Source organism: Testudinibacter sp. TW-1 (assembly GCF_050613185.1).
Classification (GTDB): Bacteria; Pseudomonadota; Gammaproteobacteria; order Enterobacterales; family Pasteurellaceae; genus Chelonobacter.
Genome location: NZ_CP192511.1, coordinates 875,174 through 892,659 on the forward strand (window position 1 = coordinate 875,174; position 17,486 = coordinate 892,659).

The window sequence follows — 17,486 nt, forward strand, 5'->3', positions numbered from 1 at the left end:
GCCTAAGTTATTCCACTTAAGTTATTCTTCAATGCGTAAGCCGTAGGTGCTGAATTTGCCCAACACCACTTCGATTTCCTCGTCCGGCAGCACCGGCACATTATCGCTAATCGCCAACAAGCGCAGATACCAGGTTGCCAGCACTTCCACCTCATGCGCCAGCCATAAGGCTTTTTTCAGATTTTTCTCGGCGGCGATCAAACCGTGGTGCTGTAATAAAATCGCTTTGCTCTGTTTAATCCCGTCCTGCACATATTCCGCCAGTTTCGGTGTGCCGAAAGTGGCATAAGGCACACACGGAATACGGTTTGTGCCGCCGACGGCGATCATGTAGTGAATTGCCGGAATGTCTTTGCCCAAAATCGACACCGCCGAACAATTCAGCGAATGGTTATGCACCACCGCATTCAAATCAGGGCGCGCTTGATACACCGCATGGTGAAACCGCCATTCGCTCGACGGCAATTTACCGGCGTCGTAATGCCCGTCGGCATCGACAAACACGATCGAATCTTCGGTCAATAATTCATAGGGCGTGCCGGTCGGGGTGATGAGCATACCGCCGTTGTAACGCACGCTGACATTGCCCGCCGTGCCTTGGTTCAGCCCTAAACGGGTCATCTCCAAGCAGGTGTCGATAATTTCTCGGGAGAGAGCTTGTCTGTTCATATGTTATCCTTAACTAATTTAAAATCTGTGTCGGCTATGCGATCGCTGCAATCGGCGCAATCGACGTAACCCCTTTTTTCAAAATAATATTGCCGTATTTTGCCAATTCGCCGCTCACCACCACCGCATACGCCATTTCAGCCCGATCATAAAATGCGAAACGGTCAATGCGGCTGAGATTCGGGCAACTGCCGACCGCACTTTCAATCGCAGCGCGATAGCGTGCTTCGACACTCGGATCAAGGCTGTCGCCCTCGACCGCCTGCATCATAACCAACGGGGTTTCAACATATTGATCGTATTCAAACAGCGGGCTGATTGCCGTCAGCAGCGTTGCCACGTCAATGCCGTCGGCACGGATCACGCGGTGATGGAGCTGATGTGCCGGAAAGTGCGCGTCGCATAGCACGATTTCATCGCCGTGTCCCATTTCCGCCAAGGTTTTTAACAGTTCCGGCGAAATTGCCGGGTGAATGCCTTTTAACATAATCATCGTTCCTTATGGGTTAATCGTTGCCATATGCTGCTGGTAAGCCTGCAACCGCACTTGATACGCCGCACTGTCCGGTGACGGCTGCACAACCTTGCGCTGCGGCTGCATTTGCCGTTGCGCCACTTCAATGCTTTGGTAATATTGCGCACCGGCGAAGGTGAACATTGCCGCGCCCAATACGGTGGCTTCCGCCACATCGACAATTTCAATCGGCAAGCCCAACACATCGGCGCGGATTTGATTCCACAGGCGGTTTTTCGAGCCGCCGCCGACACAAATCAAGCTGCTTGCCTCAAACCGACTGACTTGCTGTAGGGTCTGCAAACCGCACTTGAGCTGATATGCCATATATTCCAATGCCGCACGGTAAATCTGCCCGCGTTCGCTGTGCAACGACAAACCGCCGATCCTGCCGCGGTGGGCGAAATCTTCCGCATTGTTGAAATTACCGTGCCACTCGATTCCGCCCGCGCCGACCTCAACCTGTTCCGCTTCGCTGATCATGGTTTCGTAGTAGTGCGGCGTGTTCAGCACGTCGGCATAAAAGCGGTTGCCGACCCATTCCAATACGCCCGACCCCAACCACTGCACACCGGGAGTGAAGTAGCCGGTTTTGGCATCAAATTCGGTGGTTAAACCTTGATGAATTAAGTCAAAGTGCGGTTCGGCTTTGGCGGTGCGCGCCATCAAAATTTCCCATGTGCCGGAACTGAGCACCGGCTGATTCGGTTTCGCCCCTGAACCGAAAATCGCAAATTGGGTATCATGTCCGCAAGAGATCACCGGGATACCACTCGGCAACCCCATTTCATGGGCAATTTCCGCACGCAGTTCGCCAACCGCCTCACCGGCTTCCACCATCGGCGGAAAATGTCCGGCATTCAGATCTAACAGCGATAAGGTTTGCGAATCCCAACCGCCGCTTTGCAGATCGGTCAACATCGACGTGCCGGCCATGGTTTTATCGGTGCTGAACACGCCGCTCAGCCAGTGGGTCAGCATGGAGGAGATGAAGACAAATTTATCCATGCGCCGATAGATATCAGGCTGGTTTTCTTTTAACCACAACAACTTAAACAGGGTGTTGAAACTGTACAGCCCAATGCCGTTACGGGTATAAAGCTGTTCCACATCGAGGTAATCCGCAAGGTTTTGCATAATCGGAATGGTGCGCGGACATTTCCATGAAATAATCGGATAAATCTGCTTGCCGTCGCGATCAAAGGGCGCGCCGTCCACGCCGAAAGTGGTTACGGAAATGCCGATAATTTCTTGAATATCATAATGTTGATGACTGAGTTGCACCACCACATGCCGCGCGCACTCTGCCAGCTTGTCGCAGATTTCGGCAAAATCCCAGATATGATATTCCGCCGATTCCGCCCCGCTTTTGGTTGCGCTGGCAATATGGTGCGCCGCCAAAATCTTGCCTTTTTCATTTAAGGCAATGGTGCGCGTGTTGGTTGCGCCGCAGTCAAAAATCAGAACAATAGGCATAAAGCTCCCCCTTCCTGTTCACAGCAGGAATTCGCTTCAGGACAATCCGTTTCGGGAAAGCGCGGTTGTCAAAACCGCACTTTGAATCTCTCGGGCGACATCGGTTGCCGCCCTTGTGTTAGGTTATGAATTAGCGGTACAGCGGGCCGAAGTTGGCACAGGCGCGGTAATCCTGCCCTTCTTTATCCATGCCGAATGCGCTCCAAGTGCTTGGACGGAAGATTTGTTGATCTTCCACGTTATGCATACACACCGGAATCCGCAACATCGAGGCAAGGGTGATGAAGTCTGCGCCGACGTGGCCGAAAGTCGCCACGCAATGGTTCGCCCCCCAATTCGCCATCACCGAATAGACATCGGTGAATGCGCCTTTGCCGGTTAAGCGTGGTACAAACCAAGTGGTCGGCCACGTTTCATTGGTGCGTTTATTCAGGGTTTCATGCACTGCCGGCGGCAGATCGATAGACCAACCTTCGGCAATTTGCAGCACTGGTCCGATCCCTTTGATGATGTTGATCCGCGTCATGGTGAACGGCATGCCGCCTTTGGTCAGGTATTGCGACGAATAGCCGCCGCCACGGAAATATTCGTGCACCGCCGGACACCAACGGGTGTTTTCCAAACAGCGTTTGCCGTCTGCTTCGCGCACTTCCCATGCCGGTTTTATCACCGGCTTGCCGTCTTTGTCTTGGTGTTGCCCCGTGCCGTCCAATGCCGCCGAACCGGAGTTAATCAGATGGATAAAACCGCTTTCAGGACGGAAACCGGTCACGCGTTCCACCGCGTCTTCGCTCCAGTAGGTGCGCACATCGGCAAAGATTTGCGCTTGCCCGGTCAATTGATTGCCGAACAGCATACAGACTGCATTCAATGAATCGTTTTCGGTGGCGAGAATATACGGCGGGCGCACGCCGTTCCAGTCGTAGGTGGAGTTGAGAATCGCTTCCATAAAATCGCCGTTCGGCAGGTGATCCGTCCAGTGGCGCTGTCCTTGGAAACCGGCGGCAATCGCATTGTGTCCCAACGCTTCTTCACCGTAATTCAACTTGGCAAGTTTTGGATTGCCGACCATTAAATCACGGGTGATAATCGCCATTTTGACCACGTTTTCCCACAGTTCGGCTCGTTGCTCCGCATTGCGCTGATGTTCAGGCGTGTTGACATCAATTCCTTCTTGGCAATATTGTTTCACCCAGCTTACGGCTAAATCGACTTCTTGCTGATCGTAAATTTGGCGATCCAAACGGCGTTTGATTTCGGTCATATCCACATATTCATTGCGCATACCGAGATAGTCTTGGAAGAACGATTGATTGACGATAGAACCGGCAATCCCCATTGACACCGCACCGATCGAGAGATAAGACTTGCCGCGGATATTGGCAACGGTCAGACCGGCGCGCGCAAAACGCAACAGTTTTTCCTGCACGTCTTGCGGAATAGTGGTGTCTCCGGCTTCTTGCACTTCTGTGCCGTAAATCGAAAACGCCGGCAAGCCCATTTGCGAATGCCCCGCCAACGCCGCCGCCAAATAGACCGCCCCCGGGCGCTCCGTGCCGTTAAAGCCCCAAATCGCTTTCGGCATATGCGGATCCATATCAATGGTTTCCGAACCATAACACCAACATGGTGTGACCGTCAGCACCACGCCGACATTATTCAGTTTGAATTTTTCCGCACAAGCCGCCGCTTCCGCCACGCCGCCGATACAACTGTCGGCAATCACACACTCGACAAAACTGCCGTCAGGGTGTCGCACTTGGCTGGACAGCAACGCAGCGACCGACTGCGCCATTGCCATGGTTTGATCTTCCAATGATTCGCGTACACCTAAACGACGACCGTCAATCGTCGGACGAATACCGATTTTCACTGCTTGGGATTTTGCTAAACTCATCTTACCGTTCCTCTTAATCATGAAGTAGAATGGACATTTTTCAGACTTTTCTGAAATCTATCTTCAAGAGAAATGATCGGCTTGAAAAGCAGTTTGTTTAAAAACAGTACGATTTCGTGATAAAAATCACGAAAAAGCCTCAAATAAGAGAAAAAAATGCGGTAAAAAATGCCCGATTTAAATTTAAATCACTTAAAACGGTCAAATCGGGCATTTCATACAATGGAAAAAAAGAGAGGATTAAGGCGTGATAACCAATAAATTCTGCCGCTCACAATACGTTGCCAGCTCACCCTGCGGCAATTCATCACAAAACAGAATATCAATTTGCGACAAATCACAAATTTTCATCAGACTTTTGCGCCCTAATTTTGTATTATCCACCAGTAAAAATTTCTTTTCGGAAGCCGCCATAATCTTGCGTTTGACCGACGCATTCAATTCGTTTGACTCCCACACCGAGCCACCGTTATCCACCCCGATACAGGAAAAAATTCCGATGTCGATATGCAAACGTTGCAATAGCTGTTCCGATAACGGGCCGTAAAACGCATCGTATTTCGCCGAATACACCCCACCGGTCGCAATGGTTTTAATATTACTTTTCGTCGCTAATGCATTGATATTATGCATGGCATTGGTGACAACGGTGCAGGGGATATCCGGCATTGCCTGCGCAAAATACCAACTGGTGGTGCTGGCATCAAGCCCGATTACCACATTTTCAAACACATATTCCACCGCACTTTCCGCAATCAACCGCTTGGCGTCAGAGTTGCTTTTTTGCCGATTCTGAAAAGACCGCCCTAAGTCCTTCGCCTTCAAGCCCACAGCACCGCCATGGGTACGGTGCAACAACCCTTTGCGATCCAGCTTGCCCAAATCACGCCGCACGGTCTCCAACGACACCATCAACTCCAGCGCCAACTGATTCACATCCACCTTCCCCAGCTTACTCAACTGCTCCAGAATAAAACGTTCTCTCTCTTTCATGATTAATTTTCCATTATTAAAAATCGGTCAAATCGGGCAATTTGATTATAGGGGGTATTGAGGGGGATTGGTAGAAGGTTTTCAATTTCACTCAATATCGCTATCTAGAATAGTTTGCCCTTTAAGCCGATTGTCTTTCGACTAATGTCATCGGAATTAACTGTTGTACAAACGTTAGTGATTTATTTTCCATTAGATTTAACAGCGTATCTACCGCTGTTTTTGCCATAACATCATAATGTTGTGCTGCAGTGGTCAATGGCGGGCAAGTATAGGCTGCTAATGGATGATCGTCATGTCCGGCGATTTTAAATTGCCCGCGCGCGCTACCGATTTGCAATTTTCTTTCCCAAGCAGCAAGTAATGCGCCATAGGCTAAACGATCGTTGGCACAAAGTAACGCCTGATAGGTTTTGCACTTCTCACTTGCTAACCAAAGTGCGGTTTGCTGATGTCCGTATGTTTCAAATTGCCAGTCAGTGCCGTTCGCCGTCAAAACAAACGGACTTTGTTTATTTTTTTCCATTGCAGTGTAATAAGCCTGCAAACGGGTATTCGCATTGCGATTAATTTCCGGCATGGCCAAAAAAGCCGGCGGCGTTCCTTTTTGGCATAAATAATCTACCAATAATGTGATCCCTTGCTGATTATCCGTGCCGATAAACGGTGCATAATGTGCCGGTGGCGTATCCAGATAAACTATCGGCAAGCTATCTTCCATATGACGCAATTTACTCTGTACTGAAGATTTTCCCAACGGGACAACAAATGCACCGGCAACATTCATGGATTTTAATTTTGCGACCGCTTCCGCTTCAATGCTCTGTTTACCATTCGACGGCAAAGTAAAAGTAAAATAACCGGCGATTTCCGCCATTTCTGAGATTCTTGAAACCAGCTGCATATAAAACGGATCGGTGATACTCGGAATAATAATCCCGATGACCCGGCTTTTATTCCGTTTTAGATTGCTGGCAAATAAATTAGGGCGAAATCCGGTTTCTTCGATAGCCGTTTGAATTAATTGTTGCGCCTGTGCGCTTACCTGTTGCGGATCATTAAAATATTTCGATAAGGTTTGCCGTGACAAGCCGACATAAGCCGCAAGCTGTTGCATGGTGTTGATTGACGAAAGCGATTTGTTTTTATCCATTTATTCTTTCTTGTAAAAAAGCCTCTAATTCTGAACGTGTTGATGTGCCTTCCATTGGACCAAGGTAAGTGACCGCTCTTGCGCCGGCGGCATTGGCATAACGTAATGCCTCTTCCGCAGAAGAACCCTTAATCCAATAACTGATAAATGCACCGCCGAAACTATCACCGGCACCGGTCGGATCCAATTCTTCGACCTGATGAGGAGCAATATCGATCTGTTTACCTTGGGTGAAATAACTTGCGCCTGCTTTCCCGCGTTTTAATACAATTTCTTTAATGCCGATAGCAAACAACTCGTTAATCGCCGTTATTTCATCACGGGTTTGAGAACAGAGAAAGAGTTCTTCGCCTGACGGTAAAAACAGATCAGTGTGCTTTAATACCGTTTCCAGATCAACTTGCAATTTTTCCGTCATAATTTCCGCCCTTAAATTCGGGTCAAAAGAGAGTGTACCGCCACGTGCTTTAATCTCTTGCATGGCTTTTAATGCCATCGTACGCAGTCCCGGCGAAGAAAGTGCGGTTCCCATCAAATGTAAATGACTGCACTCCTGCAATAATCGAGCAATTTGCGGATTATCATCTAATTCGCCACAGGCACTATGCGCAATATTAAATACAAAATTGCGATTGCCATCTTCTCGGTAACGCACAAACGCACTGCCGGTTGGTCTATCTTGCGTAATGGAAATCCCTTGAATATCCACATTATCTTGTTGCAAACGATTGAGATTTAAGCGACCAAAATCATCATTGCCGACACGTGAAATAATGGCACAAGGCACTCCTAATTTTCCGACTTGATCGATAAAAATTGCGGGAGCACCCGATGGAAACGGACCAAGTAACGGCTGAGTTTCTAAAAAACCGTTTCCTTTCGTGGTTGCCACAATTTCAACTAAAATTTCGCCAATGGTTAATACTTTATGTTTCATGCTTTGCTCCGCTTTTTCTTGGATCGCACATCAAGCCATACCGCAATTAAAATCACGATACCTTTCACAATTAATTGGTAAAAATAAGGCACCGACATCATATTCATGCCGTTATTCAAAATACCGATAATCAAAGCCCCGACTAAGGTGCCAATCATCGTGCCGACCCCACCGGCAAGACTGGTTCCGCCCAGCACCGCCGCCGCAATCGCATCAAGTTCATATCCCATGCCGGCATTGGTTTGTGCCGAATATAAGCGCGATGACAACAAAATACCGGAAATTGCCGCCATCAAGCCGGATAATGTAAAAATCCAGATTTTCACTTTTGCCGTTGCAATGCCTGAATATTGTGCGGCTTCAATATTTCCACCGGTGAGATAAGCCTTGCGACCAAAAACGGTACGCGAAAGTACAATATGATTAATTAAGAATAAGATGAGTAAAATCCAAATCACAATCGGAATCCCAAACCAAGATTCATTGCCGATTGCTGTCCAACTGTCATTGGTTATCATCTGCGGCGCGCCATTGGTCGGCAAGCTGACCATTCCACGGTAAATGCCCATGGTTGCCACCGTCACAATAAACGAAGGCAATGCCAATTTTGCCGTCAATGCGCCATTGATAAATCCCATCACCGCTCCGGCAAATAATGTCACCAACAAAGCGGGAATTAAGCCATAATCCAATGCCAACACTTGCGCCCCAACCATACCGCTCACGGCAATGATTGAGCCGATTGAGAGATCAATTTCCCCCAGCAAAATAACCCATGTCATACCAAACGCGGCAATCGCCACAACGGAGACTTGTTGCAGGATATTCATAAAATTTGCCAATGACATAAAACGATGATTGGCAAAAGAGAAAAATACGCTCAACACGATAAGCGAAAGAAAAATACCGCCCAGTTGGCGTAAATACTGCATTAAACGATCGTGTTTTGTCATAGCATTTGCCCCGTTGCTGCCGCCATAATTTGCTGTGGATTTAATGAACTTGCCGCGGCAATAGTTTGAATACGTTTCCCTGCCATCACAACGATACGATCAGACAGCCCCAAAATTTCGGGCAACTCTGAAGAAACTAATAAAATTGCCGTTCCGCTAGCGGCTAATTGCCTGATGATATTATAAATTTCAAATTTAGCCCCGACATCAACACCTCTGGTCGGTTCATCTAAAATCAGGATCTGCGGTTGCGTTGTCAGCCATTTAGCCAAAACGACCTTCTGCTGGTTGCCTCCTGATAAGGTATTCGCCGCAACTTCACCCGATGGCGTGCGGATCGCTAATTGTTGAATTGCATTTTTCACCGCATAGGCTTCACCGGCATGATTTAGCCAACCGCACTTGAATGAAAAGTGCGGTAACGCCGCCATCGTAGTGTTGTGTCGAACAGAAGCGGACAAAACCAAGCCTTCCTCTTTACGATTTTCGGTTACAAATGCAATGCCGTGATGAATTGCCACATCAACATGATTGATATGAACCAATTTGCCATTCAAATAGACTTCCCCTTGATAAGCAAGCACGCCGAATAATGCTTTCATCACATCGGATCGCCCTGCCCCGACTAAGCCGAAAAAACCCAAAATTTCACCGCGTTTTAAGTCAAAGCTGACATCATTCACTTTATTGCTTACGCTTAGATTTTTGACTTCTAAGACGGGATTGGTAGAATCGCTAAACATTTTGGTCAGCGGCGGAGGATAGATCTGATCCATACGGCGACCAACCATCAGCGCGATCAGCTGATCAATCGTCGTTGCTGTTTTTAACACGGTCTGAACATATTCCCCGTCACGCATGACGGTAATATCATCAGATAAGCGCATGATTTCTTCCATTCGATGAGAAATATAAATTACCGCTTTTCCAGATTGCGTCAGCTTATCAATAATCGAGAATAAAATTTCTGCTTCGGAATCGGATAAGGAAGAGGTGGGTTCATCAAGAATAATAATGTCGGAAGGACGGCTCAAGCCTTTCGCAATTTCAACTAATTGCCGTTGCGCGATGGAGAGATCGCCAACTTTTGCCCCAACATGGATCGGCAAGCCTAACGAATCAATCAGTGCAATGGCTTGTTCTTCAATTTTACGATCATTGATAAAACCAAAACGAGAAAGTTCGTGATTGGCATAAATATTCTGTGCGACGGTTAAGTTATTGGTTAAACTCAACTCTTGAAAAACGATGGATAATCCTGAATTAGCCGCATCTTGCGGAGATTTGGGTTGATAGTTCTCACCGTTTAACAACATTTCGCCCGAATCGGCTTGATAAACACCCACCAAAATTTTCATCAAGGTGGATTTGCCCGCACCATTTTCACCCAATAAGGTATGTACACGTCCACGCCGAACCGTCAAATTCATATTGTTTAATGCATGAATAGCCCCAAAGGATTTATCAATTCCATTTAACGCCAGTACAATATCATTCTGATCGATCATACACCCCGTCCTTACGCACTTGTCGGCGGGGAAAGTCTATCCCGCCAACAAGCTTGGTTGAAGCGACTATTTGGTATAAACACCCGGCTCTATCGGCTGCTCTTTGGCAACCTCTTCACCGGCAAGTACTTTTACTGCGGTATTTAACGCTTCCCGTCCCATTTTGTCAGGATATTGTTGGATCACACCTACCATAACCGGATCAGAATCAACCGCATCTCTGGCTTCTTTCATGCCGTCAAACCCAATTACTTTAACCTGATCCTGCAAGCGCGCCGATTTCACTGCAACAGCCGCCGCTAATGCGGCATCATCGCCAAAACCGAAAATGCCTTGGATATCCGGATTAGCTTGCAACATATTTTGTGCAACGGCTAAGGCTTCCGCACGGGTAATCCCTGTTTGCTGTGCGACAATTTTAATCTCCGGATAATTTGATAACGCTTGCTTAAAACCATCAACCCGAGCCACCACCGATTGCACGGTCGGGTAATCAATAATCGCAACATTGCCTTTATTATTCAGCACTTTTGCCATCAGCTCACCGGCTTTCACCCCACCGGTATAGTTATCAGTGCCAACGTAAGATGTGACTTCGATTCCATCAGCAGGTACATCAACCGTAATCACCTTAATCCCCGCACTTTGCGCTTTTTTAATTGCCGGCAATACGCCTTTACTATCGACTGGTGAAATAATGATCGCTTTCGCACCTTTCACAATAAAATCTTCAACATCGGCTAATTGCTTGCCCAAATCCTGATTGGCGATTGACACTTCTAAATCAACGCCTTTTTCTTTTGCTTCCGCCTTAATTGCGTCAGCAAGTTCAATATAAAACGGGTGCTGTTGAGTCAATAATGAAGCACCAACCAAATCTGCCGCCCACGCACTACCACACGTTATTGCAACTGCACCACCTAGAAGAAATCGTTTGAATAATTTTTTCATAACACATCTCCAATTTTGGAATTGACTGATTAAAATCCTAATGCACTTAAAATGCCTAAGTACAATCTGAGTTATAGCAACCATCTTTACACGTGTAAATTAAAAAAGTTCAAAAATATGATCCAGGTAGCTTTTTTGCTAAAAATAAACCGCCAATTTTTAAAACCGGCGGCGATATGACAAGTTTTGAATATGATTAAAATAGTATGCAAAATTAATGTGTTTTTTCAAAAAATTTGTTATATAGCGGTTCGGTTGCTTCCGTCCATTCTTTATATTGCTGATATTGCAGACTATAACGTTGACTCCGATTCTCGTTCGGATAATATGTTTTTTCCATTTTACTTGCCATAAACGTTTGCGCCGCTTCTACCGTCGGATAAACATCTGCAGCAACGGCGGCAAAAATCGCAGCACCTAAGGCACAACATTGATCAGATTTTACAATCTGAATCGGCTTTTCCATCACATCGGCACAAGTCTGCATTACCACCGCTGATTTCCGAGCAATACCCCCTAATGCAATAATTTTTTCAACCGGAACTTGTTGAGAAGCCAAACATTCCATAATCATTTTGGAGCCGAAAGCCGTCGCCACAATCAACGATCCAAATATTGAACTCGCATCAGTGCCTAAGCCAATACCTGAAATAACCCCTTTTAATTTCTGATTAGCAAAAGGCGTTCTACGTCCATTAAACCAATCCAAAGTCAATGGCAAATGCTCTAGACGCGGGTTTCTATTCCACTCTTCTGCCAGATTCACTAATAATTTTTGCCTAAATGCGTCAATATCCGGTTGCAAGTGCGGTTGCTGCTGTTGCAAGTGATCTAAAGGCCAGCTTAGCATTCTGGCAAACCAGGCATAAACATCCCCAAAAGCGGACTGTCCAGCCTCTAAGCCAATGGCATTAGGCACAACGCTACCATCAACTTGACCGCATATTCCCTCAATAGAACGCCTATTTACCGTTTCATAATCCGTAATCAGAACATCACAGGTAGAGGTGCCGATCACTTTAACCAAAGTATTTTTTGATGCGCCGGCACCAACGGTTCCCATATGGCAATCCAGCGCGCCACCTGAAATTACGACCTGCGAAGGTAAATTTAATTTTGCTGCCCATTCGGCAGTTATCGTACCGACGGCAATATCTGCCGTCTGAGTTTCGGTAAAGAGCGGTGTTTGCAAGTTCTCTGTAATTGATGGGTGTAATGCCTGCAAAAATTCAATTGACGGTAAACCACCCCAATCCGGATGCCATAAACTTTTATGTCCCGCAGTACAACGACCTCTTTTTAACTGCACAGGCGCGGTTGTACCGGACAGTAACGCAGGTACCCAGTCACATAATTCAACCCAATTCACCGCATGTTGTCTGACTTCAGTATCAATCGTTTGGATATGGGTTATCTTCGCCCAAAACCATTCGGCGGAATAAATGCCGCCGATATATTTCGTATAATCCGGATATTTGCCGCTATGGCATAATTCGGTAATATAATCGGCTTCTTTCGTTGCCGTATGATCTTTCCATAAGACAAACATTGCATTCGGATTGTCTTTAAATTGTTCTTTTAATGCTAAAACATTTCCATGTTCATCAATTGGGGCGGGGGTCGAACCTGTAGCGTCAATTCCGATACCAACAATATTTTGTCTCACATTTTCGTCGATGGTTTGTGTAATTTTACAAATCGCCTCCGTCATTGATTCAATATAGTCTAAAGGATGATGACGGAACTGGTTATTTTCCGAATCACAATAAAGCTCTTTTTTCCAACGCGGATAATTAATCACATAGGTGGCAACTTCTTCCCCGCTTTGGCAATTTACCAATAATGAACGAACGGAATCACTACCAAAATCCAAGCCGATAACAAATTTTTCTAACATAATGGTAACCCTCTATAATTATTGTTTTCTTGTGAGAAAATTAAATTGATATTTTTGTAAGAAAATAAACACAATTAATAATGCACCCCATAATGCCATAGTGATATAACTGCTAACACCAATAATATTTAACCCACTTTCCAATGTCTGTAGCATGATTAACGCAATTAGAATACCAACTAATTTTCCTTTGCCGCCATCAGGGTTTACTCCACCTAGCACTGTGGCTAAAATTGCCGTTAATAAATAAGAATCTCCATAAGAGGCTTTAGCGGAATTCAGTTTAGACATCATTAAAAGTGCGGCTGCCACACAAAGGATAGAGGAAATAACATAGACTAAAACAAGAACCTTTTTAGTATTAATTCCAGAAAAATACGTTGCTCGTTCGTTATTACCAATAAAATAAATTGATTTTCCAAGTGTCGTTTTATCAAAAATAATCCACAATCCAATCGATAACAGAATAAAAATAATTAATGGAATCGGCACACCTAACCAAGCACCACTGTTTAGTATCAGAAGGCTATCGGAAAAATTCGAAACTGCAGAGCCCTTTGATAATAAAACATTTACACCATTTAATAGCGTCATTGTTCCTAACGTGGCGAGGATAGGAGACACCCTGACAACCGCAATTAATAAACCGTTCACCAATCCAATAATAATCGCAGTAACCAATCCCAATAATATTGCGATTAAAATTGAAGACGGATTATTTACCAAATAAAATGCCATAACCAGTGAACATGAATTCATAGTGGCAATAATCGATAAATTAATACCACCCGTTAGCATCGTAATCGCCATTGCCAGTGTTAGCACACCCAAAATCGGCATTTGCGAAGCTATCGATTGGAAATTATTTAACGACCAAAAAATATCCGGAATCAAAAAGCTAAACATTAACGTGATACCGATCAATAATATCATCAGGTATTTAAAGGAATTGTCATTAAGCTTTTTCATAACGATTATACTCCCATCTTATTTCGCTGACTCCATGCAGTCATGCTCACACTGAAGACGATAATGAGACCCGTAACGACAGTTTGCCAGTACGAAGAAATCCCTAAAAGATTCAATCCATTTTGAATGATTGCAAGTAACACCACCCCCATTATCGTGCCCGACAATGTTCCTTTTCCGCCAATCAAGCTAGTGCCGCCGAGTACCACTGCCGCTAACACCGTCAGCTCATAGCCCAATAATGAATCAGGCGCAACGGTTTGCACGGTATAAGATTGGACAATTCCGGCGATTCCTGCGGTAAATCCCATATAACCGTAAACAAAAAGATGAAGTTTTAATAAGCTAAAACCAACTCTTGATGCCGCTTCGGCATTACCACCCAATGCATAAATTTTTCGACCAATACTAGTTTTATTCATGATAAAGCCTGTCAGAAAAATGACAGCAAGTAATAACATGAACTGAAAAGACAAACCATATTCAAATCCATCTGATGTTGATGATTTGAATAAAACAACTTCCTCTTGAAACCAAGCCGGATAATCATACAACCAAGTTCCCTTGGTAATATATAATAAGAGACCATAGAATATATTTAAGGTTGATATGGTAATAATGATAGAAGGAACATTGAGTTTATTCACGATGAAAGCATTAATTAACCCTAGCGTAATCCCCGATAGAATAGAAATCAGAAAAACCACCAAATAATTCCCATCATACTGCATGATAAATGACACCATAATATATTGTGAGATTATTGTTATTGCCGGAAAAGAAATATCTATCCCACCGGAAATAAGCACAATAAACAAACCACAAGCTAAAATAGCTAACATTGCATAGCTATTAATCACGTCATAAAAGTTTTCTATTGTCAGAAAATCATCTGTTTTAAGCGTTAAATAAATAGAAATAACCAATATGGTTATCATTAAAAAGAAATTTTGCGAAATAGATTTATTTTTCATTGATCGCCTCCAAAATTTCACTTTCACTTGTTTCGCTCGCTAAAAATTCATGACTTATTCTTCCTGATTTCATAACAAAAATTCGATGGCTGTTATAGTAAGCTTCTTCAACTTCATCTGTGATAACAATTACAGAAATACCTTGAATAGAAAGCGATTTAACAATATTAAAAATTCCTTCCTTATTAGCAATATCAACGCCAATAGTCGGCTCATCTAAAATTAACAAATCAGGTTTAATAGCTAGCCATTTAGCAATAGAAACCCGCTGTGCATTACCACCCGACAAAGTATTCACTGGCAATTCAGAATCCGGAGACTTAATTTTTAGCTGGTTAATTAAATAATTACTATATGATGTAACACGATCCTCATCAATCAAACCGATTTTTGAAGTGATTTTATTAAAAATAGTTGAGATAATATTATCCTTAATCGATGAATTCATCACTAACCCGGTTGCCATTCTATCTTCTGATACATATCCAATACCTGAAGCAATTGCATCACGATTAGTTTTAAATTCGATTTTTTTATTATCTAAAATAATTTCTCCGCTATCTGGCGATGTCACCCCAAATAAACTTAAACAGAGCTCAGTCCTGCCAGAACCCAACAAACCGATAATGGAAACAACTTCTCCTTTATGTACTGAGAATGAAATATCTTGGTATTGATTCGTTTTAGATAAATTATTAACCGTTAAAAGAGGCTCTGATCCTGTTATTGGTAATAATTTCTCATAATTAAACTCAATACCTGTCATTAAATAAGCTAATTTTTTCTCATTCATTTCCGCTATCGGATAATTCCCGACCAGGTTTCCATCTTTTAGTACCATTACCCGATCGGATACCGAAATGACTTCATTTAACTTGTGGCTTACAAAAATGATACTGATACCGGCATTTTTAAGCTGCTGTACAATGCGTAATAACGATTGTACCTCTTGCACCGTCAAAGAGGCTGTCGGCTCATCCATAATAATCAAACGTGCTTCCTGTGCCAGTGCTCGGCAAATCGCAACCAATTGCTGTTGAGCAACAGACAATGTTTCGACAATGGCATTAAGGTCTAACTCAGCATGAATATTTTTTAAGGTCTTTGTCGCTACTGAATTAATATTTTTCTTGCTCGATAAAAAATGATCATGATATAAATTGATTGCAATATTTTCAGCTACCGTTAAATTAGGAAATAAAGAAAGATCCTGATAAATAACCTGAATGCCTTTTTTAATAGATTCTTTTGGTGTTAATTGGCTATATTCATCAACATCTATTTTTATTTTGGCATTTTTGTCTGGTTGATAGACCCCAGACAAAATTTTGATTAGTGTTGATTTACCACAACCATTTTGCCCGGCCAAACACAACACTTCACCTTTATCTAAGGTCAATGAGACACTATTTAATGCTTTCACACCATAAAAGGTTTTAGAAATATTTTCCATGGTAATAAAAGTCATAATAACCACCTTTAAAATGAAGATTCCTTATCAAAATATTATGGATTCCCATACCAAAGAGAATCCATAATTTTACACTTCAATTAATACAGACTATCGATGTTTTCTTTCGTTACTTTTAATACTTTATGGAATTGAATCAGACGGTTATCTTTATCCACAACGGCTTTACCTACGTTAGGAATTTCAAAACCATCAATAATTTCATCACCTTTTAATAGCTTGGCAGCTACCGCAGCGAGAGCATAACCTCCTGAAGCAGGATCATAGGTAATTCCCATGGTGATGTTGCCACTCTTAATCAGAGAAGCGGCTTGGGAAGGAATCATCATACCGAAAACGAAGAACTTATCTTTCATCCGTTTCTCTCTCACCGCTAACCCGGCGCCAATCGGACCTTGTGAACCAAAAGAAACGACCGTTTTCAAATCCGGATGCGCTTTCATCAAATCCAATGTGGTACGACGAGCATCGTCAATATTTTCAGCAACCGGCATACGAGTTGTCACTTCGAACATCTCCGGATAATGTTCTTTCTGATATTTGACGAACAGATCCGCCCAAAGATTATGCTGCGGCACAGTCAAACCGCCGACGTAAATCACATAACCGCCTTTTCCATCCATAACTTTAGCCACTTCTTCTACGTAATCAGCGGCAAATTGGGCATTATCAATGATTTCGATATCCCAATCCGCACTGGGTTGTCCGACAGATTCATGTGTCAGCACGACAATGCCTTGCTGTTTTGCTTTTTTAAGCACCGGCTCTAAAACATTTGCATCATTTGGCACAATCGAAATCGAATCGACTTTTTTGGCGATCAAATCTTCGATTAATTTGACTTGCTGTGGCGCATCCGTACTGGAAGGTCCAATTTGATAAGCATTTACAGCAAAATCTTTTCCAGCTTGTTCAACCCCTTCCGCCATACGGTTAAACCATGGCATACCTGCTATTTTAGAAATATTAACTATCTCGACATCTTTTGCCATGACATTCGGCACAAGAACCGTCATACCTAATAGCCCCGTCAATAATAGATTTTTAATCGTCAGCTTTTTCATTATTCACCTCATATATTATGAACATGGTTATTTTTGCTATTGGCATATTACATCCCTATC

At 43.9% G+C, this 17,486-nt stretch carries 15 protein-coding genes; all 15 read right to left on the bottom strand.

Annotation, left to right across the window (positions count from 1 at the left end; all coding sequences use genetic code 11):
- Positions 1-21: 21 nt before the first annotated feature.
- The 15 genes from ACQ31U_RS04370 to ACQ31U_RS04440 all read right to left on the bottom strand — a co-directional run bounded on the left by ACQ31U_RS04370 (position 22) and on the right by ACQ31U_RS04440 (position 17,426).
- The gene (locus tag ACQ31U_RS04370; RefSeq protein ID WP_431053866.1) at positions 22-669 is read right to left on the bottom strand and encodes an L-fuculose-phosphate aldolase; all 648 of its coding nucleotides are present in this window, start codon (positions 667-669) and stop codon (positions 22-24) included.
- Between the two features lie 34 nt (positions 670-703).
- A complete protein-coding gene (gene fucU, locus ACQ31U_RS04375; RefSeq protein WP_431053867.1) occupies positions 704-1,156 on the bottom strand; it encodes an L-fucose mutarotase in 453 nt (150 codons plus the stop codon).
- Between the two features lie 12 nt (positions 1,157-1,168).
- On the bottom strand, positions 1,169-2,659 hold the full coding sequence (gene fucK / locus ACQ31U_RS04380; RefSeq protein WP_431053868.1) for an L-fuculokinase: 1,491 nt from the start codon (positions 2,657-2,659) through the stop codon (positions 1,169-1,171).
- A 130-nt stretch (positions 2,660-2,789) separates the two neighbouring features.
- Positions 2,790-4,556, bottom strand: coding sequence for an L-fucose isomerase (gene fucI, locus ACQ31U_RS04385; RefSeq protein ID WP_431053869.1), 1,767 nt, complete (start codon positions 4,554-4,556; stop codon positions 2,790-2,792).
- A gap of 240 nt (positions 4,557-4,796) precedes the next feature.
- Complete coding sequence (locus ACQ31U_RS04390; protein ID WP_431053870.1) at positions 4,797-5,549, bottom strand: DeoR/GlpR family DNA-binding transcription regulator; 753 nt, start codon at positions 5,547-5,549, stop codon at positions 4,797-4,799.
- Positions 5,550-5,670: 121 nt separating this feature from the next.
- Complete coding sequence (locus ACQ31U_RS04395) at positions 5,671-6,702, bottom strand: LacI family DNA-binding transcriptional regulator (protein WP_431053871.1); 1,032 nt, start codon at positions 6,700-6,702, stop codon at positions 5,671-5,673.
- Complete coding sequence (locus ACQ31U_RS04400; RefSeq protein ID WP_431053872.1) at positions 6,695-7,639, bottom strand: tagatose kinase; 945 nt, start codon at positions 7,637-7,639, stop codon at positions 6,695-6,697. Before ACQ31U_RS04400 ends, ACQ31U_RS04395 begins: the two co-directional genes overlap by 8 nt.
- The gene (locus ACQ31U_RS04405) at positions 7,636-8,592 is read right to left on the bottom strand and encodes an ABC transporter permease (RefSeq protein ID WP_431053873.1); all 957 of its coding nucleotides are present in this window, start codon (positions 8,590-8,592) and stop codon (positions 7,636-7,638) included. The genes ACQ31U_RS04400 and ACQ31U_RS04405 overlap by 4 nt, the downstream gene beginning before the upstream one ends.
- Positions 8,589-10,100 (bottom strand): sugar ABC transporter ATP-binding protein, encoded by a 1,512-nt coding sequence (locus tag ACQ31U_RS04410; RefSeq protein ID WP_431053874.1) that lies wholly within the window; start codon positions 10,098-10,100, stop codon positions 8,589-8,591. Before ACQ31U_RS04410 ends, ACQ31U_RS04405 begins: the two co-directional genes overlap by 4 nt.
- Before the next feature lie 66 nt (positions 10,101-10,166).
- Entirely contained in the window at positions 10,167-11,051 is an 885-nt protein-coding gene (locus ACQ31U_RS04415) for a substrate-binding domain-containing protein (RefSeq protein ID WP_431053875.1), read from the bottom strand.
- Positions 11,052-11,265: 214 nt separating this feature from the next.
- A complete protein-coding gene (locus ACQ31U_RS04420; RefSeq protein ID WP_431053876.1) occupies positions 11,266-12,948 on the bottom strand; it encodes a ribulokinase in 1,683 nt (560 codons plus the stop codon).
- Between the two features lie 18 nt (positions 12,949-12,966).
- The gene (locus ACQ31U_RS04425) at positions 12,967-13,917 is read right to left on the bottom strand and encodes an ABC transporter permease (RefSeq protein WP_431053877.1); all 951 of its coding nucleotides are present in this window, start codon (positions 13,915-13,917) and stop codon (positions 12,967-12,969) included.
- A 5-nt stretch (positions 13,918-13,922) separates the two neighbouring features.
- Complete coding sequence (locus ACQ31U_RS04430) at positions 13,923-14,891, bottom strand: ABC transporter permease (protein ID WP_431053878.1); 969 nt, start codon at positions 14,889-14,891, stop codon at positions 13,923-13,925.
- Positions 14,881-16,359 (bottom strand): sugar ABC transporter ATP-binding protein, encoded by a 1,479-nt coding sequence (locus ACQ31U_RS04435; protein ID WP_431053879.1) that lies wholly within the window; start codon positions 16,357-16,359, stop codon positions 14,881-14,883. Before ACQ31U_RS04435 ends, ACQ31U_RS04430 begins: the two co-directional genes overlap by 11 nt.
- Positions 16,360-16,442: 83 nt before the next feature.
- On the bottom strand, positions 16,443-17,426 hold the full coding sequence (locus tag ACQ31U_RS04440; protein ID WP_431053880.1) for a substrate-binding domain-containing protein: 984 nt from the start codon (positions 17,424-17,426) through the stop codon (positions 16,443-16,445).
- Positions 17,427-17,486 lie beyond the last annotated feature (60 nt).

What these genes read in the sequence shown, in the direction of transcription:
- fucK (WP_431053868.1), bottom strand. Translation starts at nt 2,659, where the DNA reads ATGCCTATTGTTCTGATTTTTGACTGCGGCGCAACCAACACGCGCACC.
- ACQ31U_RS04415 (WP_431053875.1), bottom strand. Translation starts at nt 11,051, where the DNA reads ATGAAAAAATTATTCAAACGATTTCTTCTAGGTGGTGCAGTTGCAATA.
- fucI (WP_431053869.1), bottom strand. Translation starts at nt 4,556, where the DNA reads ATGAGTTTAGCAAAATCCCAAGCAGTGAAAATCGGTATTCGTCCGACG.
- ACQ31U_RS04400 (WP_431053872.1), bottom strand. Translation starts at nt 7,639, where the DNA reads ATGAAACATAAAGTATTAACCATTGGCGAAATTTTAGTTGAAATTGTG.
- ACQ31U_RS04395 (WP_431053871.1), bottom strand. Translation starts at nt 6,702, where the DNA reads ATGGATAAAAACAAATCGCTTTCGTCAATCAACACCATGCAACAGCTT.
- ACQ31U_RS04410 (WP_431053874.1), bottom strand. Translation starts at nt 10,100, where the DNA reads ATGATCGATCAGAATGATATTGTACTGGCGTTAAATGGAATTGATAAA.
- ACQ31U_RS04425 (WP_431053877.1), bottom strand. Translation starts at nt 13,917, where the DNA reads ATGAAAAAGCTTAATGACAATTCCTTTAAATACCTGATGATATTATTG.
- ACQ31U_RS04405 (WP_431053873.1), bottom strand. Translation starts at nt 8,592, where the DNA reads ATGACAAAACACGATCGTTTAATGCAGTATTTACGCCAACTGGGCGGT.
- ACQ31U_RS04430 (WP_431053878.1), bottom strand. Translation starts at nt 14,891, where the DNA reads ATGAAAAATAAATCTATTTCGCAAAATTTCTTTTTAATGATAACCATA.
- ACQ31U_RS04390 (WP_431053870.1), bottom strand. Translation starts at nt 5,549, where the DNA reads ATGAAAGAGAGAGAACGTTTTATTCTGGAGCAGTTGAGTAAGCTGGGG.
- fucU (WP_431053867.1), bottom strand. Translation starts at nt 1,156, where the DNA reads ATGTTAAAAGGCATTCACCCGGCAATTTCGCCGGAACTGTTAAAAACC.
- ACQ31U_RS04370 (WP_431053866.1), bottom strand. Translation starts at nt 669, where the DNA reads ATGAACAGACAAGCTCTCTCCCGAGAAATTATCGACACCTGCTTGGAG.
- ACQ31U_RS04420 (WP_431053876.1), bottom strand. Translation starts at nt 12,948, where the DNA reads ATGTTAGAAAAATTTGTTATCGGCTTGGATTTTGGTAGTGATTCCGTT.
- ACQ31U_RS04435 (WP_431053879.1), bottom strand. Translation starts at nt 16,359, where the DNA reads ATGACTTTTATTACCATGGAAAATATTTCTAAAACCTTTTATGGTGTG.
- ACQ31U_RS04440 (WP_431053880.1), bottom strand. Translation starts at nt 17,426, where the DNA reads ATGAAAAAGCTGACGATTAAAAATCTATTATTGACGGGGCTATTAGGT.